Raw genomic sequence first — 23,673 nt, 5'->3', positions numbered from 1 at the left:
ATGCGGTTCATCGACTCCATCGAACCTGACGGTGAGGCCGAGTGCGTGTGCATCGCGGTCGCAGCCGCTGACTCCCTCTACGTCACCGAGGACTTCCTCGTGACCCACAACACCCTGAACGACGCGTTCATCATCCTCGACGAGGCGCAGAACACGTCGATGGAGCAGATGAAGATGTTCCTGACCCGACTCGGCTTCAACTCCAAGATCGTGGTCACCGGCGACGTCACCCAGGTCGACCTGCCCGGCGGGGTGAAGTCGGGCCTGCGCGAGGTGCAGTCGATCCTGGACGGCGTGGAGGACATCGCCTTCTGCCAGCTCACCAACCACGACGTCGTGCGGCACCGCCTGGTCGGCCGCATCGTCGCCGCCTACGACCGCTACGACGCCACCCAGCCGCCGCCGTACAAGCGCGACCACAAGGACCGCCGGGACCGGAAGGACCGCTCATGATCGACCTGAACAACGAGTCCGGCGTCGAGGTCGACGAGCAGCGGCTCGTCCAGCTGGCCCGCTTCGCGATGGACCAGTTGCGGATCCACCCGCAGGCCGAGCTGTCGATCCTGCTCGTCGACGAGAAGACCATGGCCGACTACCACGTCCGGTTCATGGACCTCCCCGGCCCCACCGACGTGCTCAGCTTCCCCATGGACGAACTGCGCCCACCCTCCGACGACGAGGAGCCGCCCCTCGGACTGCTCGGCGACATCGTGCTCTGCCCGACCGTGACCGCCGCCCAGGCGGCCGAGAACGGGCGCACGCCCGACTCCGAGGCCGACTACCTGCTCGTGCACGGGCTGCTGCACCTGCTGGGCTACGACCACGCCGAGCCAGCCGAGAAGAAGGTCATGTTCGACCTCAACGACCGCCTCGTCGCGGCGTGGGACGCCTCGCGGTCCTGATCGCAGCCGCGTTCGTCCGCCCCTGAGCGCGCCCTTCATGCAGGCCGATGGCCCGGGCGGATGATTCCGGTCGGGTTCGGCCTGCTTGGTCGGGCGTCGGGTGTCAGGCGACGTAGGGCAGGGGTGTCTGTCGTTCGCCCGGGTCGGGTGGGATCGGGGCCGTGCCTGCTCGGCCGGGTGGCCCGAGGTCGTCGGGTGGCTGGTGGTCGGGTGGTTCCTGGTGCCACCACCGGTGTTGGGGTGGTTCGGGTTTGCCGATCCGGATGGTGCCGGCGGCTGTGACCGCGTACTGGTAGCCCAGGGGTGAGCGCCACAGGAACAGGCCGGGGGTGGGTTGTTCGAGGTGCCAGCCGCCGTGGGTCTTGAGCCGGTGGGTGAAGCTCGACAGGGGACCGAGGTTGCCCAGGTGGGTCTGCCCGGTGAGGCCTGCTTGGTAGGGGATGGTGTGGTCGGCCTGGCAGGAGCCGGCCGTGCGGGTTCCCCACGGGAAGACGTCGACGGGGTTGCGTTCTTCGAGGACGCGGCGCATCTGGTCGGGGATCTGGTAGCCATCGACGGCCGGGAGGCTGGTGTCGATGACGATCGGGCGGACGGTGACCTGGCAGCCGGTGAGGATCGTCCCGAGTTGGGAGAGCAGCACGTGCCCCCACCCGGCGATGTCCGCGGTGCCGCTGCCCGGGTCGGCGAGGTCAGCGCTGTCGATCCGCACGACGATCTCCGCCTTCTTCGCCACGCCACCGGTGGGGAGGGTGTCCTGCCCGAGCACGGTGCGTGCCATGAGCCCGAGGGCGCTGGCACGCCGGTGGTCGATGGTCTCCCCGTCCAGGTTCTCGGCGAGGTAGTTGAGGGCGTCGTCGAGGGCGAGTCCGTCGGCGGCGTCCAACTGGCCCCACAGGCCGACGTGGCCGGCCTTGATCGGGCCGAGGTCGACCCGTCGGCGTCCGGCAGCCGCTGCGGCGTTGGCGGCGGCCTGGGTGGGGTCGGCCTTGACCAGCCAGCGTTCGAGCTGGCACTTCACGCGTGCCCAGGGTTGGAGGGCCAGGGCGTGGGCGCACATGCGGTCGAACCGACTGCAGGCGTCGGCGTCGAGCTTCGCGGCTGCGGCGGCGTCGGCGACCAGGAAGGCCTCGTGGGCGCGGATGTCGCCGGTGACCACGAGCGTCCAGAGGGTGGGGTGGCGGTGGCGCAGGTTGAGGACCCGGTGGATGCGGAGCACGGTGGCGCCGATGCCGGCGCCGAGCAGGCCGGCGATCTCGCCGATGACGAACTCGCCGATGTGTGGGGTGCCGTCGGCGCCGCCGGGGACCCAGCGTTCGCACCCGTCGACCAGCACGGACTCGTCCACCTCGTGCAGGTCACACAACGCGGCGATGGCCAGGCACTGCGCGACCTCGGCGGCGCGGATCGTGTCGGTGGCGTGGTCGAGGGCTGCTGCTGCCACCGCCACCGAATCCAGGACCAGTTCCGCCATGAACCAACCCTCCCAGCCCCCACTGACAATTTCCGAACGAGGGGCCGAATCCGCCGGCGTCCAGGCATCACGATCAAGTCACAGCGCGGGAGCGACCACCGGGGTCGCAGGGGCTGGCGGTGCGGGGGGACAGAGTGCCGCGGCGCGTCGCCCGCCCTGGGCCGTGCGAACCGGGCGGCCGCTAGACTGCCCCCGTCGCCTACGAGGGAGTCGTGAACACAAGCCTTGACAGAAACTGAGTGGATCCTGCTCGGGGTCGCGCTCGCCTGTGTCCTGGTGGCGGGGTTCGTCACCACGATCGAGACCGCGCTCCAGTCCTTCAGCAAGTCGCGCGCCGAGGCCCACGTCAAGGACGGCGCCCGCAACGCGGGCAAGCTCCTGCAGGTCATGCAGGACCCGGCGCCCTTCCTGAACACCGCGCTGTTCCTGCGGATGGTCTTCGAGATCGCCGCGATCGTGCTCGTCGGCGTGGTCGTTTTCGACCGCTTCGACGCCCTCTGGCAGCGCCTGCTCTACACGATCGCCCCCATGACCATCGTGTCGTTCGTGCTGCTCGGCGTCGCCGCCCGCACGCTGGGCCGGCAGCACGCCGACGCGGTCGCCCTGCGCACCGTGGGGCTCATCTCGGCCCTCACCACCGTCGTCGGGCCGATCCCGCAGGTGCTGATCATCCTCGGCAACCTCGTCACGCCGGGCAAGGGGTTCACCGACGGCCCGTTCAACTCCGAGGCCGAACTGCGCGAGATGGTCGACATGGCCGAGGCGTCCGACCTCATCGAGGCGGGCGAGCGCCGCATGATCCACCAGGTCTTCGAGCTGGGCGACACCATCGTCAAGGAGGTCATGGTCCCGCGCACCGAGATGGTGTGGATCGAGGGAGACAAGACCCTCCGTCAGGGCCTCTCCCTCGCCCTGCGCAGCGGCTACTCCCGCATCCCCGTCATCGGCAACGACGTCGACGACGTGCTGGGCATCCTCTACCTCAAGGACCTCATCCGCCGCTCCTACGACAACCCCACCTCGCAGTCGACCGAGACCGTCGAGTCGCTCATGCGGCCGCCGACGTTCTGCCCCGACTCCAAGCCGGTGGACGCCCTGCTCAAGGAGATGCAGCTCACCCGCAGCCACGTCGTCATCGTCGTCGACGAGTTCGGCGGCACCGCCGGCCTGGCCACGATCGAGGACATCCTCGAGGAGATCGTCGGCGAGATCGTCGACGAGTACGACGAGGAGATCCCGCCGCACGTGCAGCTGGCCGACGGCCGGTTCCGCGTCTCCAGCCGCCTGCCCGTCGACGAACTCGGTGAGCTGTTCGGCCTGCGCGTCGACGACGAGGACGTCGACACTGTCCTGGGCCTCATGGCCAAGGAGCTCAACAAGATCCCGATCCCCGGCTCGGCCGTGGTCTGGGAGGGCATCGAGCTGGTCGCCGAGCGCGCCTCCGGCCGCCGGCACGCCATCCAGACCGTGGTGGCCGGCCTGATCGACGAGTCGGCCGACTCCGACACCGCGGTCGACGCCACCGTCGAGCTGGCCGCCGTGTCGGCCAGCGAGTCCGGACGCCGCCGGCTCGACACGCGCTCCCCGGCGACCCCGACCAAGGAGGACGCGTGAGCGACCAGACGCCCGACACCCAGCCCGACGACGGCTTCGACACCGAGGGACTGGACGCCGCCGAGCTCGCCCTGCTGCGCTCGGCCGGCGCGCCCGCGCCCGGCCCGATCCCGTTCCCCAAGGGCTTCCGCTCCGGTTTCGCCTGCTTCGTCGGACGCCCCAACGCCGGCAAGTCGACGCTGACGAACGCGATCGTGGGGGAGAAGATCGCGATCACCTCCTCCAAGCCCCAGACCACCCGCCGGATCATCCGCGGCGTGGTGAACCGGCCGGACGCCCAGCTGGTCCTGGTCGACACCCCCGGCCTGCACCGCCCGCGCACTCTGCTCGGCGAGCGCCTCAACGACCTCGTCTACGAGACCTGGTCCACCGTCGACGTGATCGGCGTCTGCCTGCCCACCAGCCAGCGCATCGGCCCCGGCGACGAGTACCTGCTCTCCGAGATCGCCAAGCTTCCCCGGCGCCCCAAGCTGGTGGCGCTCGCCACCAAGACCGACCTCGTCTCGCCCGAACGCATCGCCCAGCACCTGGTCAAGATCATGTCGCTGGAGGAGAAGCTCGGCATCCGCTGGGAGACGGTCATCCCGGTCAGCGCCCTGACCGGCGACCAGGTCGACATCGTCGTGTCCGAGCTGATGGCGCACCTGCCCGACGGCCCGCCGCTGTACCCCGAGGGCGAGGTCACGGACGAGCCCACCGACACCCGCATCGCCGAGTTCATCCGCGAGGCGGCGCTCGAGGGCGTCTCCGAGGAGCTGCCCCACTCGATCGCGGTCGTCATCGACGAGATGAAGCTGCGCGAGGGGCGGCCGGAGGACAAGCCGCTGATGGACGTCTTCGCCAGCATCGTGGTCGAGCGCGAGTCCCAGAAGGGGATCATCATCGGCCACCGCGGCGAGCGGCTGAAGCAGGTCGGCCAGGAGGCGCGCCTGCAGGCCAAGCAGCTGCTGGGCATGCCGGTCCACCTCTCCCTCCACGTCAAGGTGCTGTCGGACTGGCAGCGCGACCCCAAGCACCTCAACCGCCTGGGCTTCTAGGGCCATGCGCCGCTGGGTGCTCTTCGTCGCCGCGCGGATCCGGCAGGGGGGACGCCGGGTCGGCGGCTCGTTCGTGCCCATCCTCCAGTCCGCCGTCGCGGCGGCCATCGCCTACGTGATCGCCGAGCAGGTCTTCGGACGCCCCGCGCCCCTGTTCGCCCCCATCGCGGCCTGGGTGTGCCTGGGCTTCAAGGCCGACCGCGTGCCCCGAAAGGTCGCCGAGCTCGGCGTCGGCGCGACGGCCGGCGTCCTGAGCGGAGAGTTCTTCGCCGCCTGGCTCGACGTCGGCTGGTGGCAGGTCGGGCTTGCCCTCCTCGTCGGCGCGCTTCTGGGCCGGTTCCTCGACCGCGGCGACCTCACCACGATCCAGGGCGGCGTGAACGCCGTGGTCGTGGTCAGCATGTCGTGGCTGACGTCGGTGACCGGCGGGGTCACCGGCCGCTGGGTCGAGGCGCTGGTCGGCGCCGGCGTCGCCCTGGTCGTGGCCGCCCTGCTGCCGCGCAACCCCACTGCCCGGCCGCGCCGGTACGCCCGATCCACGCTCACCGAGTACGCGACGCTCCTCGGCGTGGTGGGCCGCGGGCTGCGGGCCGGCGATGTGCAACTCCTCGCCGACGCCCGGGGCCAGCGGCGCGCCGTGGTCGAGCTCATGGTCGACTGGGAGGAGACCCTCACCACCGCCCGCGAGGTCGTCGCGATCAACCCCACGCTGCGCCGGTACCGCCCCGAGGTGGCCGAGCTCAGCCGGGTGTTCCGCCTCATGCAGCGCACGCAGCGGGCCTCCTACCTGCTGGCCCGCCAAGGACTGGCCATGACCGAGGAGGTCGGGCCGATGCCCGAGGTGGGCGAGGCGCTGATCGAGGTGTCCACGGCGCTGAACTCGCTGGCCGGGGCTGTCGGCCACTGGAACCGGCCCGTCCGCGCCCGCGCGATCCTCCTCGCCGTGGCCCGGACGGCCGCCCCGTCGGAGGTCGAGGGCGGCGACTGGCGCCCGGTCGCGCTCCTCTCGCTGCTGCGCGCGGTGGTCGTCGACCTGCTGCAGGTCACCGGACTCTCCCGGGCGCAGGCCCGTGACGCGCTGGCCGACACGTGGGAGCGTCCCTTTGAGGACCGCGACGTCGAGCTCACCCCCGGCGAGAGCGACGACGACGCCTCACCCCTGTGGGGCTGAGTGGGATGCTGGGGCGATGACGACCGCGCCGCGTGAGATCACCGCCCCCGTCGAGCTGGTCCGCCCCGACGGGCGCCTGAACCCGGACGCCGTGGGCTGGAGCCGGCGTCCCCTCCACGACACGTCCGTCGCGTCGACGAGTCCGCGGTGGTGCCGTTCGCATGGCACACCGACCTCCCCGGGTCGCTGGGCGCCGGGGTCGCCGAGGCCGGCTCGCGCGGCCTGGCCGGGCGCATCGAGGAGACGGCCGGCGGCACCCGGCTGCGGGCCCGGGCCGAGGGCGTCCGGTTCGACGTCACCGCAGGACGCCTCGGGGCCGGTGGCCGTACTCGATGTGGTGGAACTGGGCCGCCGGGGCCGGCCACACCGCCGACGGCCGGGCGCTGGGGCTGCAGTTCGGCGGCAAGTGGACCGACGGCACCGGCCAGCGCGAGAACGCCGTCGTGGTGGACGGCACGCTGTTCCCGCTGCACGATTCGGCACGTGGCACGGCACCGTCACCGCCGGGGGAGAGCAGCTGGAGGTCGACGGCGTGCTGGGCTTCGCGGAGGACGTCCGCAACCGCTGGTGAGGAGGGGGTTGCCAGCGCGGTCCGCCGTCACGTACCGTTGAAATACCCAGGGGGGTATGGCATCGACGAGGATGCCGACGGAACGGGGGAGCACACATGGCACGCACGGTCATCCTCGGCGCGGGGGTCTCGGGGCACACGGCGGCGCTGCACCTGCGGCGCCTGCTCGGCAAGGAGCACGAGGTCGTCGTCGTGACGCCGAACAGCCAGTGGAACTGGATCCCCTCCAACATCTGGGTGGGGGTCGGCACGATGCCGAAGAAGGACGTCGTGTTCCCGCTCGCCCCGGTCTACGCCAAGCAGGGGATCACCTACGTGCAGGCGCTGGGCCGCACGATCTGGCCACACGGCGATGCCGACAGCCCCCAGGGCGCCGTCGACGTCGAGTACACCTCGCCCGAGCGGCGCGGCGAGACCGAGCGCCTGCGCTACGACTACCTGATCAACGCCACCGGCCCGAAGCTCAACTTCGGCGCCACCCCGGGGCTGGGCCCCGACGCAGGCCACACCGTGTCGGTGTGCACCGCCGACCACGCCGTGCACGCGGCGGCCGAGCTCGCGGCGTCCATCGAGCGGATGAAGGCCGGTCAGCGCCAGGTCATGGTGGTCGGCACCGGGCACGGCGCCTGCACCTGCGAGGGCGCCGCCTTCGAGTACGTCTTCAACGTCGAGCACGAGGTGCGCAAGGCCGGCGTGCGCGACCTCGCCGAGATCATCTTCCTGACCAACGAGTACGAGCTGGGCGACTTCGGGGTCGGGGGCATGGAGTTCGAGGAGAACGGGTTCCGCACCACCGGCAAGATCTGGACCGAGTCGCTGTTCCGCGAGCGCGGCGTGCGCGCCATCACCGGCGCGGGCTGCACCCGGATCGAGGAGGGGCTGATCCACTACGAGCTGCTGGACGGCACCGAGCACACCCAGGCGTTCGACTTCGCGATGCTCCTCCCGCCGTTCTCCGGGGTCGGGCTCAAGGCGTCCGACCGGGACGGCACCGACATCACGGACAAGCTCTTCGCGCCCAACGGCCTGATGCGGGTGGACGCCGACTACTCGGGCAAGGCGTACGAGGAGTGGAAGGCGTCCGACTGGCCCCGGACCTACCAGGTGCCCGGTCTGGACAACGTCTGGGCGGTCGGCATCGCGTTCGCCCCGCCGCACCCGATCAGCAAGCCGCGCAAGAGCCCGAAGGGGACCGTCATCTCGCCGGCCCCGCCGCGCACCGGCATGCCGTCGGGCGTGATGGGCAAGACCGTTGCGATGACCATCGCCGACCGGGTGAAGGGGAGGGCCAAGCCGCCGCACGAGGCGTCCATGGCGAACATGGGGGCAGCCTGCGTGGCCTCGGCAGGCACCGGCCTGTTCGAGGGCTCGGCCGCGGCGATCACGATGATGCCGGTGGTGCCCGACCATGAGCGCTATCCCGAGACCGGTCGCGACCTCGGCGAGACCAAGGGCGAGATCGGCCTCGCCGGCCACTGGATGAAGGCCTCGCTGCACCACCTGTTCCTGTACAAGGCCAAGGCCCTCCCGGGCTGGCAGATGATCCCGGAGTGAGGACGATGACCCACAACGAACACGCCACCATCGGCAACATCGACCACGTCATCGCGGCCGCGCCGCTGCCGACCAGGGCCACGCTCCGCCGGCGGTTCAATCCGGTCTGGCAGCTGTTCCGTGGTGCCGCGTTGATGATGCGCATCATGCGGATGGTCATCAAGGGGCACTCCGGCCACTGAGCGGCTGGCGCGCTCCTGCATACTGGAGCGCATGCCGCAACCTGCACCGGAGGGTTCCCATAGTCCTTGTGATCTCGGAGCCGCCCCGTGACACCCGTCGTCTCGCTCATCGTCGGCGTCGTCGTGGTCTTCGCGATCACCGTCGCCACCGGGTACTTCGTGGCCCAGGAGTTCGCCTACGTCGCCGTCGACCGCTCCCGCCTGGCCAGTCGTGCCGCCGCGGGTGACGAGAAGGCAGAACGCACCCTGGGCATCACCCGCCGCACCTCGTTCATGCTGTCGGGCGCCCAGCTCGGCATCACCGTCACCGGACTCCTCGTCGGCTACGTCGCCGAACCCCTGATCGGCCAGGCCCTCGGCTCGCTGGTCAGCGGCGGCGCCAGCACCGCCATCGCCGTCACCATCGGCGGCATCGTCGCGATCGTGTTCTCGACGCTGGTGCAGATGCTGTTCGGCGAGCTCTTCCCCAAGAACTACGCGATCGCGAAGTCGGCGGAGGTGGCCGACGCGCTCACCCCGTCCACGCGCCTGTACCTGACGATCTTCGGCCCCCTGATTTGGATCTTCGACAAGTCCGCCGAGCTGCTGCTGCGCGCGCTGCGCATCGAGCCCGTCCACGACGTCGAGGACACGGCCTCGGCCACCGACCTCGAGCGCGTCGTGGACGCCTCGCGCCGCGACGGCACCCTGTCGGAGGAACTGGGCCTCATCATCGACCGGATCATCGACTTCCCGCGCCGCGACGTGCAGCACGCCATGGTGCCCCGGGTCGCCGTCGACACCGTGCGCGACACCGCGACGGTGGCCGAGGTCCGCGCGCTGATGGCCACCGGCCACACCCGCTACCCGGTGCTCGACCCCGAGGAGGGCATCGTCGGCGTCGTAGCGCTCGTCGACGTGCTGGACGCCACCGACCGCCCCGACGAACCCGTCACCACCATCGCCCGTGAGGCGCTGGTCCTGCCCGAGTTCATGCCGCTGCCGGACGCCCAGCAGGAGCTGCGCGACACCGGCCAGGAGATGGCCTGCGTCGTCGACGAGTTCGGCAGCTTCACCGGCGTCGTCACGCTGGAGGACCTCGTCGAGGAGATCGTCGGCGAGCTGACCGACGAGCACGACCCCGACGACCCCGACTACCTGCCGAGCGAGACAGACGGCGTGTGGGTGATGGCCGGTGACGTGCACGTCGACGAGGTCGAGCGCGCGCTCGGGCTCGACATGCCGCCCGGCGACCACGAGACCATCGCGGGACTGATCATCCAGGTGCTCGGCGCCCTCCCCGAGGTGGGGGAGACGGTCACCCTCGACCTCGAACCGACCGCCGCCCAGCTCGCCCTCGACGGCGACGCCCGGGCCCGGCGGGTGCTCATCGAGGTGCTCGCCATCGAACGCCACGTGCCCTCGCGGGTGCGCGTGAGCCTCCCGGACGGAGACCCCGCATGACGCCCCTCGAGACCGGCATGGGCGGATGGGCCGTCGCCGGCTGGACCGCCCTGCTCATCGTGCTGAGCGCCTTCTTCGTGGCCGCCGAGTTCGCCCTGATGGCCGCGAAGCAGCACCGCCTCGAGGAGCGCGCGGGGTCGGCCGCCGGCCGCGCCGCGCTGCGCAACTCCGCCGAGCTGACGCTCGTGCTGGCCGGCTCCCAGCTCGGCATCACCGTCTGCACGCTGGCGCTCGGTGCCATCACCAAGCCCGCCGTGCACCATGCGCTGACGCCGCTGCTGGCGGCGTGGGGCATCCCGCTGGCCGTGGCCGACGTGGCCTCCTTCGTGCTCGCGCTGGTCTTCGTCACCTTCCTGCACCTGGTGGTCGGCGAGATGGCCCCCAAGTCGTGGGCGATCGCGCACCCCGTGCAGTCCTCGGTGCTGCTGGCCCTGCCGATGCGCGCCTTCATGTTCGTGATGCGCCCGATCCTCATCGCGATGAACTCCGCCGCCAACTGGCTGGTGCGCAAGGCGGGCGCCACCCCGGTCGACGAGCTGTCGGCCGGCCAGGACGCCGCCGGCCTGCGCCAGCTGGTCGAGCACTCCGCGAACGTGGGGGCCCTGGACGCGCGCTACCACCAGTCCCTGACGCGCGTGCTGACGCTGCGCGACCAGACGGTCGCCGACGTGGTCCCGCAGGGGCAGGAGCTGGCGTGGGTGCCGGCCGACGCCACGCTGGCCGATGTCCAGGCCGTCACCCGGCAGCACCGCCACCTGCGCGTGCTGCTGCGCGAGGGGGGCCGCACGGTGGGTGTCGTGCACGTCCGCGACACCCTCGCCGAACCGGACCTGACCCGTCCGGCCCGCGAGATCGCCCGCGAGCCGGTCCTGCTGCCGCACGACACGCACCTGGCCGAGGCGCTCAAGCGCATCCGGCAGGCGCGCACGCAGCTGGCGATCGCCACCCGCGGGGACGTCGAGCTCGGCGTCATCACCCTGGAGGACGTGCTGCCGGCGCTCATGCCGACCGCGATCCTCGAGGAGGAACCGGTCGCCGCGGCCGGGCACTGAGTCCACCCGAACCCACGGCGTCCGCGTGTCGGACGCCGTGGCACGGGGGCGTCAGGGGTGTACGATCCCAGCCATGGCATGGGTGACCCTCCTCCTTGGTCGCCGCAGCGAGGCCTAGGCTTCCTCGACACAGTCCCGTCGAGTCGAGCCGGTCGGGCTTCCTCGTTGCGGAGAGTTTGCGCGCCTGGCAACCCCCATCGTCTCGATCCAGCGAAGGACACCAGCATGACCACCACCGCCAACACCTTCGGCACCCGCACCCAGCACGGCGCCCCCGTGCAGCAGCCCAGCCCGATGCCGTACCACCGCTACAAGGCCTTCGAGCCCGTCGATGTCCCCGACCGCACGTGGCCCAGCAAGAAGATCACCCAGGCGCCGCGCTGGCTGTCGACCGACCTGCGCGACGGCAACCAGGCCCTGATCGACCCCATGACCGTCTCCCGCAAGCTGAAGATGTTCGAACTGCTGGTGAAGATGGGCTACAAGGAGATCGAGGTCGGCTTCCCCTCGGCCTCGCAGACCGACTTCGACTTCGTGCGCAAGCTGGTCACCGAGGACCGCATCCCCGACGACGTGCAGATCTCCGTCCTGGTCCAGGCCCGCGAGGACCTGATCTCCCGCACCGCCGAGTCCCTGGTCGGCACGAAGCGCGCCAACATCCACATGTACAACGCGACCGCCGAGATGTTCCGCCGCGTCGTGTTCGGCATCGACGAGGCCCAGTGCATCGCGATGGCCACCCGCGGCACCGAGTTGGTCATGAAGTACGCCGAGCAGTTCCTGGGCGAGACCGAGTTCGGCTTCCAGTACAGCCCCGAGATCTTCACCCAGACCCCGACCGACTTCGCCGTCGAGGTCTGCAACCACGTCGCCGACGTCTGGCAGCCCGGCCCCGACCGCGAGATCATCTTCAACCTGCCCGCCACGGTCGAGATGAGCACGCCGAACACGTACGCCGACCAGATCGAGTACTTCATCCGCAACGTCCGCAACCGCGAGAACGTGGCCGTCTCGCTGCACCCGCACAACGACCGCGGCACTGCGGTGGCGGCGTCCGAGCTGGGCATGATGGCCGGCGCCGACCGCGTCGAGGGCTGCCTGTTCGGCCACGGCGAGCGCACGGGCAACGTAGACCTGGTCACGCTGGGCATGAACCTGTTCAGCCAGGGCATCGACCCCAAGATCGACTTCTCCGACATCGACGAGATCCGCCGCACGGTCGAGTACTGCACCGGCCTGCCCGTGCACCCGCGCCACCCGTACGCCGGCGACCTGGTCTACACGGCGTTCTCCGGCTCCCACCAGGACGCGATCAAGAAGGGCCTGGAGTCGCTGGAGAAGCGCGCCGCCGCCGAGGGCCGCACGATCCACGAGGTTGACTGGGAGGCCCCCTACCTGCCGATCGACCCCCACGACGTGGGCCGCACCTACGAGGCCGTGATCCGGGTCAACAGCCAGTCCGGCAAGGGCGGCATGGCCTACATCATGAAGAACGACCACAAGATGGACCTGCCGCGCCGCCTGCAGATCGAGTTCAGCCGCGTCGTCCAGCAGCACACCGACGCCGCCGGCGGCGAGGTCAGCCCCGAGCAGATGTGGCAGATCTTCGAGGCCGAGTACTTCGGCGACCACACGCCGCTGGAGCTGCTGCAGTACCGCTCCGAGGCCGACAACGGGCACTACAGCGTGGACGCCGTCCTGCGCGTCAACGGCATCGAGCGCCAGGCCGGCGGCGAGGGCAACGGCCCGCTGTCGGCGTTCGTGGACGCCCTGGGCGCGGCCGGGTACCCGGTGCGGGTCCTGGACTACTCCGAGCACGCGCTCAGCTCCGGCGGGGACGCGCTGGCCGCGGCCTACGTCGAGGTCGAGATCGGCGAGGGTGACGACGCCCGCGTCCTGTGGGGTGTGGGCCGGCACAGCTCGATCGTCACGGCGTCCATGAAGGCCGTGCTCAGCGCGATCAACCGTTCCGACCGCACCGACTGATCCGACGGGCCCGGGTCCCGGATCCCATTGTGGGACGGCGGCCCGGCCGCGTGCAGCGACTCCTAGACTGCACACGGCCGGGCCGCCGTCCGGTCGTTGCGCGACAACGAAGGAGACCACCCATGGAACTCAGCCCCACGCTGCAGGAGGAGTTCGACATCGTCATTCGCCGCAACCCCGGCGAGGCGGAGTTCCACCAGGCGGTCCGTGAGGTGCTGGAGTCCCTCGACCCGGTCATCAAGAAGCGACCCGAGTACGTCGAGTACGGCATCATCCCGCGCATCTGCGAGCCCAACCGCCAGATCATCTTCAAGGTCAACTGGCAGGACGACAAGGGCCGCGTGCACACCAACCGCGGCTTCCGCGTCCAGTTCAACTCGGCGCTCGGACCCTACAAGGGCGGTCTGCGCTTCCACCCGAGCGTGTACCTCGGCATCATCAAGTTCCTCGGTTTCGAGCAGATCTTCAAGAACGCCCTGACCGGTATGCCCATCGGCGGCGGCAAGGGCGGCTCGGACTTCGACCCCAAGGGCAAGTCCGACCACGAGATCATGCGGTTCTGCCAGGCGTTCATGACCGAGCTCTCGGGCCACATCGGACACGACATCGACGTGCCCGCCGGTGACATCGGCGTCGGCGGCCGCGAGATCGGCTACATGTTCGGCCAGTACAAGCGCATGACCGGCCGCTACGAGTCCGGCGTGCTCACCGGCAAGGGCCTCACGTGGGGCGGCTCCCGCGCCCGCACCGAGGCCACCGGCTACGGCACGGTGTTCTTCGCCGACGAGATGCTCAAGCTGTCGAACGAGAGCTTCGAGGGCAAGAAGGTCGTCGTGTCCGGCTCGGGCAACGTGGCCATCTACGCCCTGGAGAAGCTGAACCAGCTCGGCGCGACCGTCGTGGCGATGTCCGACTCCGGCGGCTACATCGTCGACGAGACGGGCATCGACCTGGCCCAGATGCAGGAGCTGAAGGAGGTCCGCCGCGGCCGCATCAGCGAGTACGCCGACGCCAACTCGTCCGCGCGCTTCGTCGAGGACGGCCAGATCTGGGACGTCCCCTGCGACATCGCCCTGCCCTGCGCCACCCAGAACGAGCTGAGCATCGGCGGCGCCCGCGCCCTCATCAAGAACGGCTGCACGCTGGTCGCCGAGGGCGCCAACATGCCCTCGACGCCGGACGCGATCCGCGCCTTCCGCGAGGGCGGCGTCCGCTTCGCCCCGGGCAAGGCGGCCAACGCCGGCGGTGTGGCGACCTCCGCCCTGGAGATGCAGCAGAACGCCTCCCGCGACTCCTGGAGCTTCGAGCACACCGAGGAGCGCCTGCAGGACATCATGGTCGGCATCCACGAGCGCTGCGCAGAGACGGCCGAGGAGTACGGCCGCCCGGGCGACTACGTGACGGGCGCCAACATCGCCGGCTTCATCCGCGTCGCCGACGCGATGATGGCCCTGGGGGTCATCTGAGGCAGGACCGGCGCGCGCACAGCACGCGCTGGGACACGACGTCGGAGTAGAGCTCGAGGTCGTCGAAGCGCGCCACGTGCACCACGGCGGCCAGGTGGGGGTCGGCGTCCGGCACCAGCTCCAGCAGCGCGTTCTCCCGGGCGGCCACCAGCGCCGGGTGGAACGTCACGCCCGGGCGGTCGTCGAAGACGGCGGCGTAGAAGATGCCGGTCTCCACGAGGTCCTGGAAGAAGTGCGACCCGTAGGACAGCTCGGGGCGGAAGTTGCCCGCGGCGTCCGTTGCCTCGACCAGCGCGGCCGCGTGGTTGATCTCGGCGAAGCGGACGGGCACGCCCAGTGACTCGGTCGTCGTGCCCCACCGGCCGGGGCCCAGCAGCAGGAAGCTGTCGTCCTTGAGCCGCCGGTTCACCTCGCCGACGAGCCGCGCGACGCCGTGCCGCTGCGGGGACCCCAGCCCGAGGTAGGGCGTGGCCCGCACCATCACGACCCAGTCAATCGGCAGGTTGACGTTGCCGCCCATGAACTCCCCGGGTGCGGCGAACAGGACGCCGCTGTCGTCCGCCACCTCGGGGATCGCCACCGACTGGCCGGGTCCGCGGGTCTGCAGCGGGCGGCACTGGACGATGCCGATGCGGGGCTCCCCGGCGCTGGTCATGTTCACGGTGAACTCGACGTCGACGGGGTAGTCGTAGGCGGCGGCGAGCGTGGCGAGGGCGTCCCGCATCAGGGCTGGGAAGGCGGTCTCGCCGAGCAGGCCCCGGAAGTCGGCCACCACCGGGGCGGCCCGGCCGGAGGTCGGACGCCCACGCTCGCGGTCGCGCTCGCCCAGCCGGCGCAGCACCGCCGTATCGGGGCTGGTGAAGAGCGACCAGTCGGCGCCGACGTCGGTGGCGGCGAGGTCGGCCAGCGGGACGGCGGCCTGCCGGCCGGCCGCGAGGTCGAGCACGTCCACCCGGCGCTGGCTGAAGGCCGAGAGGTCCTCGGGGTCGAACATGCGAGCGTTGAGCGGGTCAGCCAGGGCGACGATGCGGGCGTGATCGCTGGTGGTGCGGTCCACGGCGCGGGTGCCCAGGCCGAACACCAGCCGCAGCATGCCGGCCTCGGCGTCCACCGTCGCGTCCCACGTGTAGAGGTTCGAGGAGTTGGCCACCCCCGCGGCGTGCGGGAAGAAGAGCTGGCCGTGGTGGTCGCCCGAGACGCGCTGGATGAGAATGGCCATCTGCTCGTCCACCTCGGCGAGGTTGCGGGAGAGCCGGTAGCGCAGCGCCTCCTCGCTCATGGCCGACGCGTAGACCGCGCGCACGGCGTCCAGCAGCGCCTCCAGCCGCTCCTCGGGTGCCCCCTGGTTGGTGAGGAAGAAGCTGTCGTACTTGCCGGCGAAGGCGTTGCCGAAGTTGTCCTCCAGCAGGGAGCTGGAACGGACGATGATCGGCGCCTGCCCGAAGTGCCCGAGCATGTCGAGCAGCTGCTCGCGCACCGACGCCGGGAAGCGGCCGGTCGGCATCAGCTCGTGCAGCGTCGCGCCGGCGGACAGGAAGGTGCCGGGGTGGCTCTGGGCCAGCCGGTGCCCCCACCAGCCGTTGCTGACCAGGTAGTGGTAGAAGACGTCCGCGCCGAGGTGGAACGAGTCGTGCGGCTCGAGGTGGTCGACGAACCGCCCGTCGATGTCGTCGGCAAGGATCGCGCGGGCCGTCAGCATGCCGACCGCCTTGCCGCCGATGTGCCCGGTGCCCACGAGGCGCGTCGCGACGACGAGCAGGTCGTCCAGGCTCAGGTGGCGCCGGGCCAGCCCCGCCATCCGGCCGTCGTCGCGGCCCAGCAGTGCGTCCGCGAGCAGGGCGTGGGCGTCCCGTTGCTCGGCGATGCTGCCGTCCAGGGCGTCGAAGGCGTCGTCGACCAGGCGCGTCCAGTGGTCCGGACGCCGGCGCATCCGCCCGCGCGTAGCCGCCAGCCGGGCCGAAGCCGCGGACGAGGTGACCGGGATGGCCCGCTCGCCGGCGATGAGGTGCGGGAAGAACATGGTCGCCGAGCTGCGGCCGTCCACCTTCAGGGGGTGCACGTACGTCTCGTCGCCGACCACCTGCAGGTCGAACAGCACCTGCGTGGTCTCCCGGATGCCGGCCACCGTCGCCGCGCTGACCTCGTCGCGCAGCAGCGGGAAGTAGGCCACGGTGTCGAGCTCGTAGAGGAAGGGACAGGTCACCTTGAAGAAGCTCGTCAGCAGCAGGTCGGAGTGCCAGGCCTCCAGCAGGGCGGCCAGGGAGTCGAACACGTAGAACGCCTCGCGCCCGGTCTCCTCGACCAGGTCGTGGACGGCGATCGCGAACGGCTCGAAACCTTCCGCTGGGTCGAGGCGGTGCACCTGGACGTCGTCGCCTCCCACCAGCGGGAGGTGGTCGGCGAAGCGGACGTAGACGAGGCGCCGCCGCTCGCGGCGGGCGCCGGCCACGTAGGGCTCCAGCATGCGGGCGAAGTCGTCCAGGTCCTCGCAGTGCCACACGACGTTGTCCCCGATCCGGAGCCCGTCGATGGCGGCATCCAACCCGCCGATACCGGTGCTGACGCGTGCGGGATCCATGGTGGGGGCCTCTCCTTCGGACGGGTTCCACCGTAGCGGGGCGGGACGGGGGGGCGGGCACGCGGGGATAGGATCGCCCCCATGTCCAAAGTCCTGATGAAGCTCCCGGTGGGGGAGAAGGTCGGTATCGCCTTCTCCGGTGGTCTCGACACGTCGGTCGCCGTCGCGTGGATGCGCGAGAAGGGTGCGATCCCGTACACCTACACCGCCGACATCGGGCAGTACGACGAGCCGGACATCGCCTCGGTCCCCGGCCGCGCGGGCGCCTACGGCGCCGAGGCCGCGCGCCTGGTCGACTGCAAGGAGGAGCTGGTCAAGGAGGGCCTGGCCGCCCTGCAGTGCGGTGCGTTCCACATCCGCAACGCGGGCGTCCCCTACTTCAACACCACCCCGCTCGGCCGCGCGGTCACCGGCACCATGCTGGTCAACGCCATGTACGCCGACGGCGTGAACGTGTGGGGCGACGGCTCGACCTACAAGGGCAACGACATCGAGCGGTTCTACCGCTACGGCCTGCTGGCCAACCCCGAGCTGCGCATCTACAAGCCGTGGCTGGACGAGGACTTCGTCACCGAGCTCGGCGGCCGCGACGAGATGTCGGCGTGGCTGACCCAGCGCGACCTCCCGTACCGCGACAGCCAGGAGAAGGCGTACTCCACCGACGCCAACATCTGGGGCGCCACCCACGAGGCCAAGAAGCTCGAGTACCTCGGCACCGGCATGGACATCGTCGACCCGATCATGGGTGTGGCCCACTGGCGCGAGGACGTCGAGATCGCCGCCGAGGAGGTGTCGGTCACCTACGAGCAGGGCTGGCCGGTCGCCATCAACGGCGAGCGCCTCGACCCCGTCGCGCTGGTGCGCCGGGCCAACGAGATCGGCGGACGCCACGGCCTGGGCATGAGCGACCAGATCGAGAACCGCATCATCGAGGCCAAGAGCCGCGGCATCTACGAGGCCCCCGGCATGGCCCTGCTGCACATCACCTACGAGCGGCTGGTCAACGCCATCCACAACGAGGACACGGTCGCGGCCTACCACAACGACGGCCGCCGCCTCGGCCGCCTGCTGTACGAGGGCCGCTGGCTCGACCCGCAGTCCCTGATGCTGCGCGAGTCGCTCCAGCGCTGGGTCGGCTCGGCCGTCACCGGCACCGTCACCGTCCGCCTGCGCCGCGGCTGGGACCACACGATCCTCGACACCCAGGGCCCCGCGCTGTCCTACCACCCCGAGAAGCTGTCCATGGAGCGCGTCGAGGACGCCGCCTTCGGGCCGGTCGACCGCATCGGCCAGCTCACCATGCGCAACCTCGACATCGCCGACACCCGCACGCGCCTGGAGCAGTACAGCGCGCTGGGCATCGTGGGCGGGCAGGTCGCCGACCTCGTCGGCCAGCTCGAGGCCGGCCTCGCCGACCGCTACCTCACCGCCGAGATGTCCGACCCGGATCCGGCCCAGGAGGAGTCGGTGAACGTCTACGGCACCATCGGGGGCACCGACTGACGTGACCGACGTCTTCCTGGCCTGGCCCGTCCTCCTCGTGGTGGCGGCCCTGGTCGTGTCCCTCGTCGTCCTGGGCAAGTCGGCCGACATCCTGGTCGACAACGCCGTCGCGCTCTCCAAGGTGTGGGGCATGCCCGAGCTGGTGGTGGGCGCCACGATCGTCTCCCTGGGCACGACGCTGCCCGAGCTGGCGGCGTCCGGCATCTCGGCGCTGCAGGGCAGCGGTGAGTTCGCGCTGGGCAACGCCGTCGGCTCGATCATCACCAACACCAGCCTGATCCTCGGCCTCGGGGCGGTGTTCGGCGCGATCGCGGTCGGGCGCGCCGAGTCGCAGAAGCTCTCCATCCTGCTCGCGGCGACGGCCGCCCTTATCGTCCCCACCCTGGTCACCCTGGGCCCCGACGGGCAGGGCCACCTGCCCCGATGGATGGGTGTCGTCCTGCTGGTCAGTCTCCCGGTGTACCTGTGGTGGATGGCCCGCCAGCGGGCGCCCGAGGTCCCCGACCGCGGGGGCGAGCCGGTCGACTCCGGCGTGCTCGTCGAGCCCGACCTGGCCGAGGCCGGACCCCGGCCGGCACGCCTGCTGGCGATGGTGGCGCTCGGCGCGGTCGGCATCGCCGGCAGCGCGGTCGTGCTGGTCGGCTCGGCCGAGGCGCTGGCGATCCGCGCCGGCGTGCCCGAGTTCATCCTGGCCGTAACCCTGGTCGCGTTCGGCACGAGCGTCCCCGAGCTGACCACCGTCATCACCGCAGCCCGGCGCGGCTACGGCGGGCTGGCGCTGGGCAACGTGCTGGGCGCCAACGTGCTCAACATCGTGCTCGTCTCGGGATTCGCCGCCGCGGTCATGCCCGGGGGCATCCCCGTCGGCACCGACTTCATGCTCGTGAGCTACCCGGCGCTGTTCATCATCCTCGGGCTGTTCGGGTGGTTCGCGTACAACACCAAGGTCAACGAGATCCGGGTCCGTGAGGGGATCGCGCTGGTCGTCATCTACGTGGCCTTCCTCGCCGCCAGCCTCCTCGTCCCCAACTTCCTGTGACGAACCCCGCGGACCGGGCACCCAGGGGGGCGTCGCTGAACCGCGAGGTCCTCGCGCTGGCGATCCCCGCGTTCGCGACGCTCATCGCCGAGCCGATGCTCGTGCTGGCAGACACCTTCATCGTCGGCCACCTCGGCACGCCCCACCTCGGGGGCCTGACGCTGGCCTCGAACGTGGTCGGCATCGTGGTCGGGCTGTCTGTCTTCCTCGCCTATGGCACCACCGCGATGGTGTCGCGCCGCCTCGGCGCGGGGGACCGCGCCGGCGCCCTGTCCAGCGGCATCGACGGCATGGTCCTGGGCGCCCTGCTCGGGCTGGTCGTCGCCGCGGTGCTGGTCCCGTTCGCCCCGGCGGTCCTGGGCCTGTACGGCGCCTCCGCCGAGGTGACCGCGCTGGGCGCCGCCTACCTGCGCGTGGTCGCGCTCGGGCTGCCCGCCCTGCTGGTGATCCTCGCCTCGACCGGCGTGCTGCGCGGGCTGCAGGACACCCGCACGCCCCTGCGCGTGGTCGTCACCATCAACCTGCTCAACATCGCCCTCAACGTCGCGCTCGTCTACGGCGCCGGCTGGGGGATCGTCGGCGCGGCCACCGGCACCGCGGTCTCCCAGTGGATCGGCGCCGCCCTGCTCGGCGGAGCCGTGGTGCGCGGGGCCCGGCGCGAGGGCGTCCGGCTTCGGTTCGCGCCCGGTGGCGTGCTCGCGGCCGCACGCCTGGGCGGCTGGCTGGTCGTCCGCAACGCCGCGCTGCAACTGGCCCTGCTGCTGACCACGGTGACCGCCGCCTCGCTCGGCACGACCGCCCTGGCCGCCCACCAGGTCGTGAACACCCTGTGGCACACCGTCGCCTATGGCGTGGACGCCTTCGCCATCGCCGCGCAGGCCCTGGTCGGGCTGCGGCTGGGGGCCGGAGACGTCCGCGGTGCGCGGGCCGTCCTCGGCCGGGTGGTCGCCTGGGGCGTCGGCTTCGGCGTGGTCGTCGGCGTGCTGGCCGTGCTGCTGCGCGGCCCGCTGTCGGGCGCGTTCAGCCCCGACCCCGCGGTGCAGGACGCCGCGGGCGCGGCCCTGCTCGTCCTCGCCCTGATCGCGCCGATCGGCGCGGTGGCGTTCCAACTGGACGGCGTCCTGATCGGGGCGGGCGACGCACGGTTCCTCGCGCTGGCCGGCATCGCCACGACCCTCGCCTACGCGCCCTTCGTCGGCGCCGTGTGGGCGACCTCCGCGGGACTGGCCTGGCTCTGGGCCGCGTACGGGGCGTGGCTGGCGTTCCGCTCGGTGGTGCTGGGCCTGCGCACGCGCTCCGACCGGTGGCTCCGGCTGGGCGCCTGAGGGCACGGGGAAACCCCCGGGATCGCCCCCTCCCCGCGGTTCGGGGATAGACTGAGGCATCGCCGGACCACGATGCAGTGGCCCTCACTCATCGAGGAGGGAAGGAAGCCATGCCGATCTCGTTCAACGCCACAGGAAAGATCGTTGTCGGGACCGACCTCTCGGGTCGCGCTCAGGAAGCCGTCGCTTGGGCTGCCCACCGAGCGGCCGCCCGGAAGGTACCGCTCCTGATCGTCCTGGCCCTGCCCGAGGTGCCGATCCCGCGCCGCAGCCGACTGTTCGACGCCATGGTCACCGGTGACTACCACGGGTACCTCGCCGGGAACGCCAAGGCGAAGCTGGAGGAGCTGGCCGCCAAGGCGCGCGAGCTGCACCCCGAGCTCGAGGTGGAGACGGTCGCCGAGGAGGGCCTCGGCTCCTACGTGCTCGCCCAGGCCTCGAAGAAGGCCCTGCTCGTCGTCGTGGGCGCCCGCGGCGCCAACGCGCCGGCCAAGGTCCGGGCCCTCGGTGGCACGGCCGATGCCGTCGTCGCGCACGCGCACGGCCCCGTCGCCGTCATCACCGACCACGGCTCGCCGACGCCCGACGGCCCGGTGGTCGTGGGCGTGGACGACTCGCCCGAGTCCGACGCCGCCCTCGCCCTGGCCGCCGACGAGGCGGCCGCGCGTGGGGTGCCGTTGCGGGCGATCCACGCGTGGGACGTCGCACCCTGGATGATGGGCCCGATGGGGGTCACCGCCATGCAGTCGCTGCCCCCGGTGTCGCGCCTGAAGGAGCGCATCGAGGAGATCGTCGCGCCCGTCGTCGCCGACCACCCCGGGCTGGAGCACACCGTCGAGGTCGTCGAGGCTCGCCCGTCGGCGGCCCTCGCCGAGGCGTCGGTCGGGGCCAGCGAGCTGGTCGTCGGCTCCCGCGGCCTGGGCGGCTTCACCGGCCTGCTGCTGGGCTCGACGTCCAAGGAAGTGCTGCGCGACGCCGATTGCCCGGTGATCGTCACGCGCGCCAAGGAGTGAACCTCAGCGGCTGAGCTCGTTCGGCACGGCCCCGCCGTAGCGCCGGTCGCGCTGGGCGTACAGCTCGATGGCGTGCCACAGGTCGCGGCGGTCGAAGTCGGGCCAGAGGCGGTCGAGGAACACCATCTCGGCGTACGCCATCTGCCACAGCAGGAAGTTGCTCGTGCGCTGCTCGCCCGAGCTGCGCACGAACAGGTCGACGTCGGGCACGTCCGGCGCGTACAAGCGGCTCGCCAGTGACTTCTCGGTGATCCGCTCGGGGTCGATGCGCCCGGCCGCCGCGTCGGCGGCCAGGGCGCGCACGGCGTCCACGATCTCGGCGCGCCCGCCGTAGTTCACGCAGAACTGCAGCGTCAGCGTGGTGTTGTGCCGGCTCATCTCCTCGGCGACCTTGAGCTCCTTGATCACGCTCTTCCACAGGCGCGGCTCGCGCCCGGCCCACACGATCCGGACGCCCAGGTCGTTGAGCTCGTCGCGCCGGCGGTGGATGACGTCGCGGTTGAACCCCATCAGCCAGCGCACCTCGTCGGGGGAGCGCTTCCAGTTCTCGGTCGAGAACGCGTAGGCGGAGAGGTACTTCACGCCGATCTCGACCGCGCCGTGGATGACGTCGAGCAGGGATGCCTCACCGCGTGCGTGGCCGTCGGTGCGGGGCAGGTTGCGCTGCTTGGCCCAGCGGCCGTTGCCGTCCATGACGATGGCGACGTGGTTCGGGACGAACTTCGCCGGGATGCGGGGCGGCTGGGCGCCGCTGGGGTGCGGAGTCGGCGGGGCCGGGCGGTGCGCGGGCATGCGCCGAGCCTAGCGGCGATAGGCTGGTTGCCACCGCGCTGCCGGGCCGGAGGTGGTCTCGAGGAGGAGCCAATGACCGAGCAACTGCAAGCAGGAGGCCGGATCGTCGTCGGGACGGACCTGTCCCACAACGCCGACCACGCCGTCGACTGGGCCGCCGCGCGCGCAGTCGAGGTGGGTGCGCCCCTGCTGGTGGTGCTGGCACTGCCCGAGGTGATCATCCCCCGGCGCGTGCTGCCGCACCACGTGCTGGCCTCCGACCAGGGCATGGACGAGGTCCGCCAGCGCGCCTCCGCGCGCCTGGCCGAGCTGGGGGACCGGGTGCGCGAGGCGCACGAGGGGCTCCAGGTCGAGACCCGGCTGCTGACCGGCCGGGCGTCCTACGTCCTCGCCGGGGCGTCAAAGAGTGCCGAGATGGTCGTGGTCGGGGCTCGCGGGCGCTCCGACGTTCCCGCCTCGGTCCGGGCCCTGGGCGGCACCTCCGACGCCGTCACCACCCACGCGCACGGCCCCGTGGCGGTCATCCGCCCCGACACGAAGCAGGATGCCGCGGGCCCGGTCGTCGTCGGCGTGGACGACTCGCCCGAGGCGATGGCCGCCGTCTCGTTCGCCGTGCGCGAGGCCGTCCGCCGCGGGACCGGTCTGGTCGCCGTGCACGTGTGGGACGCCACCCTGATGCTGATGGGCGGCGCCGGCCTGTGGTCGGGCGACGGCACCCAGATCAGCGCGGCCCTGGAGACGATGATCGACGACGTCATGCGCCCCTACCTCGACGAGCACCCCGACCTCCAGTACCGCACGCTCGTGCTCTCCGGGCGCGCCCCGAACGTGCTCGCCGACGCCGCGCGCGAGGCGTCCCTGCTCGTCATCGGGTCGCGCGGGCGCCACGGCTTCGCCGGGCAGCTGCTCGGCTCGACGTCGCGCGACGTCCTCCGTGAGGCGGAATGCCCGGTCGTGGTGGTGCGCACCTAGCA

At 71.4% G+C, this 23,673-nt stretch carries 20 protein-coding genes and 1 pseudogene; 17 read left to right on the top strand and 4 right to left on the bottom strand.

Features of this window, described 5'->3' with window-relative positions:
- Positions 1–111: 111 nt before the first annotated feature.
- Positions 112–453 (top strand): annotated as a pseudogene (locus H5397_RS17970) (PhoH family protein); the annotation flags it as partial.
- The gene (ybeY, locus tag H5397_RS03525) at positions 450–902 is read left to right on the top strand and encodes an rRNA maturation RNase YbeY (RefSeq protein WP_182814931.1); all 453 of its coding nucleotides are present in this window, start codon (positions 450–452) and stop codon (positions 900–902) included. The pseudogene H5397_RS17970 and the gene ybeY, both read left to right, overlap by 4 nt.
- Positions 903–1,005: 103 nt before the next feature.
- Here the strand turns inward: ybeY and H5397_RS03520 are convergent, their stop codons facing one another.
- Positions 1,006–2,373, bottom strand: coding sequence for an HNH endonuclease signature motif containing protein (locus tag H5397_RS03520; RefSeq protein ID WP_182814930.1), 1,368 nt, complete (start codon positions 2,371–2,373; stop codon positions 1,006–1,008).
- A 225-nt stretch (positions 2,374–2,598) separates the two neighbouring features.
- Between H5397_RS03520 and H5397_RS03515 the strand changes: the two genes are divergently transcribed.
- The 3 genes from H5397_RS03515 to H5397_RS03505 all read left to right on the top strand — a co-directional run bounded on the left by H5397_RS03515 (position 2,599) and on the right by H5397_RS03505 (position 6,195).
- Positions 2,599–3,987 carry a hemolysin family protein gene (locus H5397_RS03515; RefSeq protein ID WP_182814929.1) on the top strand — a complete coding sequence of 463 codons (1,389 nt, stop codon included), beginning with the start codon at positions 2,599–2,601 and terminating at the stop codon, positions 3,985–3,987.
- A 71-nt stretch (positions 3,988–4,058) separates the two neighbouring features.
- On the top strand, positions 4,059–5,024 hold the full coding sequence (gene era, locus H5397_RS03510; protein ID WP_255438609.1) for a GTPase Era: 966 nt from the start codon (positions 4,059–4,061) through the stop codon (positions 5,022–5,024).
- A 4-nt stretch (positions 5,025–5,028) separates the two neighbouring features.
- The gene (locus tag H5397_RS03505) at positions 5,029–6,195 is read left to right on the top strand and encodes an aromatic acid exporter family protein (RefSeq protein WP_182814928.1); all 1,167 of its coding nucleotides are present in this window, start codon (positions 5,029–5,031) and stop codon (positions 6,193–6,195) included.
- A gap of 295 nt (positions 6,196–6,490) precedes the next feature.
- On the opposite strand, the gene H5397_RS17965 is transcribed toward H5397_RS03505, so the two are convergent.
- Positions 6,491–6,652 (bottom strand): hypothetical protein, encoded by a 162-nt coding sequence (locus H5397_RS17965; RefSeq protein WP_243760893.1) that lies wholly within the window; start codon positions 6,650–6,652, stop codon positions 6,491–6,493.
- Here H5397_RS17965 and H5397_RS19055 point away from each other — a divergent pair.
- The 7 genes from H5397_RS19055 to gdhA all read left to right on the top strand — a co-directional run bounded on the left by H5397_RS19055 (position 6,579) and on the right by gdhA (position 14,449).
- A complete protein-coding gene (locus H5397_RS19055; RefSeq protein WP_375539404.1) occupies positions 6,579–6,962 on the top strand; it encodes a hypothetical protein in 384 nt (127 codons plus the stop codon). The two genes, H5397_RS17965 and H5397_RS19055, sit on opposite strands and share 74 nt — an antisense overlap.
- Positions 6,863–8,320: an NAD(P)/FAD-dependent oxidoreductase gene (locus H5397_RS03495; protein ID WP_182814927.1), complete on the top strand. Its 1,458-nt coding sequence runs from the start codon at positions 6,863–6,865 to the stop codon at positions 8,318–8,320. The genes H5397_RS19055 and H5397_RS03495 overlap by 100 nt, the downstream gene beginning before the upstream one ends.
- A gap of 5 nt (positions 8,321–8,325) precedes the next feature.
- Positions 8,326–8,502 carry a hypothetical protein gene (locus H5397_RS03490; RefSeq protein ID WP_182814926.1) on the top strand — a complete coding sequence of 59 codons (177 nt, stop codon included), beginning with the start codon at positions 8,326–8,328 and terminating at the stop codon, positions 8,500–8,502.
- An 87-nt stretch (positions 8,503–8,589) separates the two neighbouring features.
- The gene (locus H5397_RS18740) at positions 8,590–9,945 is read left to right on the top strand and encodes a hemolysin family protein (protein ID WP_182814925.1); all 1,356 of its coding nucleotides are present in this window, start codon (positions 8,590–8,592) and stop codon (positions 9,943–9,945) included.
- Positions 9,942–10,997, top strand: coding sequence for a CNNM domain-containing protein (locus H5397_RS03480; RefSeq protein WP_220491959.1), 1,056 nt, complete (start codon positions 9,942–9,944; stop codon positions 10,995–10,997). Before H5397_RS18740 ends, H5397_RS03480 begins: the two co-directional genes overlap by 4 nt.
- Positions 10,998–11,222: 225 nt before the next feature.
- The gene (leuA, locus tag H5397_RS03475) at positions 11,223–12,983 is read left to right on the top strand and encodes a 2-isopropylmalate synthase (RefSeq protein WP_182814924.1); all 1,761 of its coding nucleotides are present in this window, start codon (positions 11,223–11,225) and stop codon (positions 12,981–12,983) included.
- Positions 12,984–13,105: 122 nt separating this feature from the next.
- Positions 13,106–14,449 (top strand): NADP-specific glutamate dehydrogenase, encoded by a 1,344-nt coding sequence (gene gdhA / locus H5397_RS03470; RefSeq protein ID WP_182814923.1) that lies wholly within the window; start codon positions 13,106–13,108, stop codon positions 14,447–14,449.
- Here gdhA and H5397_RS03465 read toward each other — a convergent pair.
- Positions 14,442–17,027: a PEP/pyruvate-binding domain-containing protein gene (locus H5397_RS03465; RefSeq protein ID WP_182814922.1), complete on the bottom strand. Its 2,586-nt coding sequence runs from the start codon at positions 17,025–17,027 to the stop codon at positions 14,442–14,444. The two genes, gdhA and H5397_RS03465, sit on opposite strands and share 8 nt — an antisense overlap.
- 81 nt (positions 17,028–17,108) lie before the next feature.
- Between H5397_RS03465 and argG the strand changes: the two genes are divergently transcribed.
- The 4 genes from argG to H5397_RS03445 all read left to right on the top strand — a co-directional run bounded on the left by argG (position 17,109) and on the right by H5397_RS03445 (position 21,907).
- Positions 17,109–18,530, top strand: coding sequence for an argininosuccinate synthase (gene argG / locus H5397_RS03460; RefSeq protein ID WP_182814921.1), 1,422 nt, complete (start codon positions 17,109–17,111; stop codon positions 18,528–18,530).
- 1 nt (position 18,531) lies between these two features.
- Positions 18,532–19,569 carry a sodium:calcium antiporter gene (locus H5397_RS03455; RefSeq protein WP_182814920.1) on the top strand — a complete coding sequence of 346 codons (1,038 nt, stop codon included), beginning with the start codon at positions 18,532–18,534 and terminating at the stop codon, positions 19,567–19,569.
- Positions 19,566–20,894 (top strand): MATE family efflux transporter, encoded by a 1,329-nt coding sequence (locus H5397_RS03450; protein ID WP_309224265.1) that lies wholly within the window; start codon positions 19,566–19,568, stop codon positions 20,892–20,894. Before H5397_RS03455 ends, H5397_RS03450 begins: the two co-directional genes overlap by 4 nt.
- 110 nt (positions 20,895–21,004) lie before the next feature.
- Entirely contained in the window at positions 21,005–21,907 is a 903-nt protein-coding gene (locus H5397_RS03445) for a universal stress protein (RefSeq protein WP_182814919.1), read from the top strand.
- A gap of 3 nt (positions 21,908–21,910) precedes the next feature.
- On the opposite strand, the gene H5397_RS03440 is transcribed toward H5397_RS03445, so the two are convergent.
- The gene (locus tag H5397_RS03440) at positions 21,911–22,699 is read right to left on the bottom strand and encodes an isoprenyl transferase (RefSeq protein ID WP_182814918.1); all 789 of its coding nucleotides are present in this window, start codon (positions 22,697–22,699) and stop codon (positions 21,911–21,913) included.
- Positions 22,700–22,771: 72 nt separating this feature from the next.
- Between H5397_RS03440 and H5397_RS03435 the strand changes: the two genes are divergently transcribed.
- Positions 22,772–23,671: a universal stress protein gene (locus H5397_RS03435; protein ID WP_182814917.1), complete on the top strand. Its 900-nt coding sequence runs from the start codon at positions 22,772–22,774 to the stop codon at positions 23,669–23,671.
- Positions 23,672–23,673 lie beyond the last annotated feature (2 nt).

It is taken from the genome of Propioniciclava sp. MC1683, assembly GCF_014164675.1.
Taxonomy (GTDB): Bacteria; Actinomycetota; Actinomycetes; order Propionibacteriales; family Propionibacteriaceae; genus Propioniciclava.
The sequence above is the reverse complement of the archived record's forward strand: the minus strand, read 5'-3'. Positions and strand labels throughout refer to the sequence as shown.

Excerpts from the sequence above, each read along its gene's own strand:
- ybeY (WP_182814931.1), top strand. The coding sequence starts at position 450 with ATGATCGACCTGAACAACGAGTCCGGCGTCGAGGTCGACGAGCAGCGG.
- H5397_RS03520 (WP_182814930.1), bottom strand. The coding sequence starts at position 2,373 with ATGGCGGAACTGGTCCTGGATTCGGTGGCGGTGGCAGCAGCAGCCCTC.
- H5397_RS03505 (WP_182814928.1), top strand. The coding sequence starts at position 5,029 with ATGCGCCGCTGGGTGCTCTTCGTCGCCGCGCGGATCCGGCAGGGGGGA.
- H5397_RS03495 (WP_182814927.1), top strand. The coding sequence starts at position 6,863 with ATGGCACGCACGGTCATCCTCGGCGCGGGGGTCTCGGGGCACACGGCG.
- H5397_RS03490 (WP_182814926.1), top strand. The coding sequence starts at position 8,326 with ATGACCCACAACGAACACGCCACCATCGGCAACATCGACCACGTCATC.
- H5397_RS03480 (WP_220491959.1), top strand. The coding sequence starts at position 9,942 with ATGACGCCCCTCGAGACCGGCATGGGCGGATGGGCCGTCGCCGGCTGG.
- leuA (WP_182814924.1), top strand. The coding sequence starts at position 11,223 with ATGACCACCACCGCCAACACCTTCGGCACCCGCACCCAGCACGGCGCC.
- gdhA (WP_182814923.1), top strand. The coding sequence starts at position 13,106 with ATGGAACTCAGCCCCACGCTGCAGGAGGAGTTCGACATCGTCATTCGC.
- H5397_RS03465 (WP_182814922.1), bottom strand. The coding sequence starts at position 17,027 with ATGGATCCCGCACGCGTCAGCACCGGTATCGGCGGGTTGGATGCCGCC.
- argG (WP_182814921.1), top strand. The coding sequence starts at position 17,109 with ATGTCCAAAGTCCTGATGAAGCTCCCGGTGGGGGAGAAGGTCGGTATC.
- H5397_RS03445 (WP_182814919.1), top strand. The coding sequence starts at position 21,005 with ATGCCGATCTCGTTCAACGCCACAGGAAAGATCGTTGTCGGGACCGAC.
- H5397_RS03440 (WP_182814918.1), bottom strand. The coding sequence starts at position 22,699 with ATGCCCGCGCACCGCCCGGCCCCGCCGACTCCGCACCCCAGCGGCGCC.
- H5397_RS03435 (WP_182814917.1), top strand. The coding sequence starts at position 22,772 with ATGACCGAGCAACTGCAAGCAGGAGGCCGGATCGTCGTCGGGACGGAC.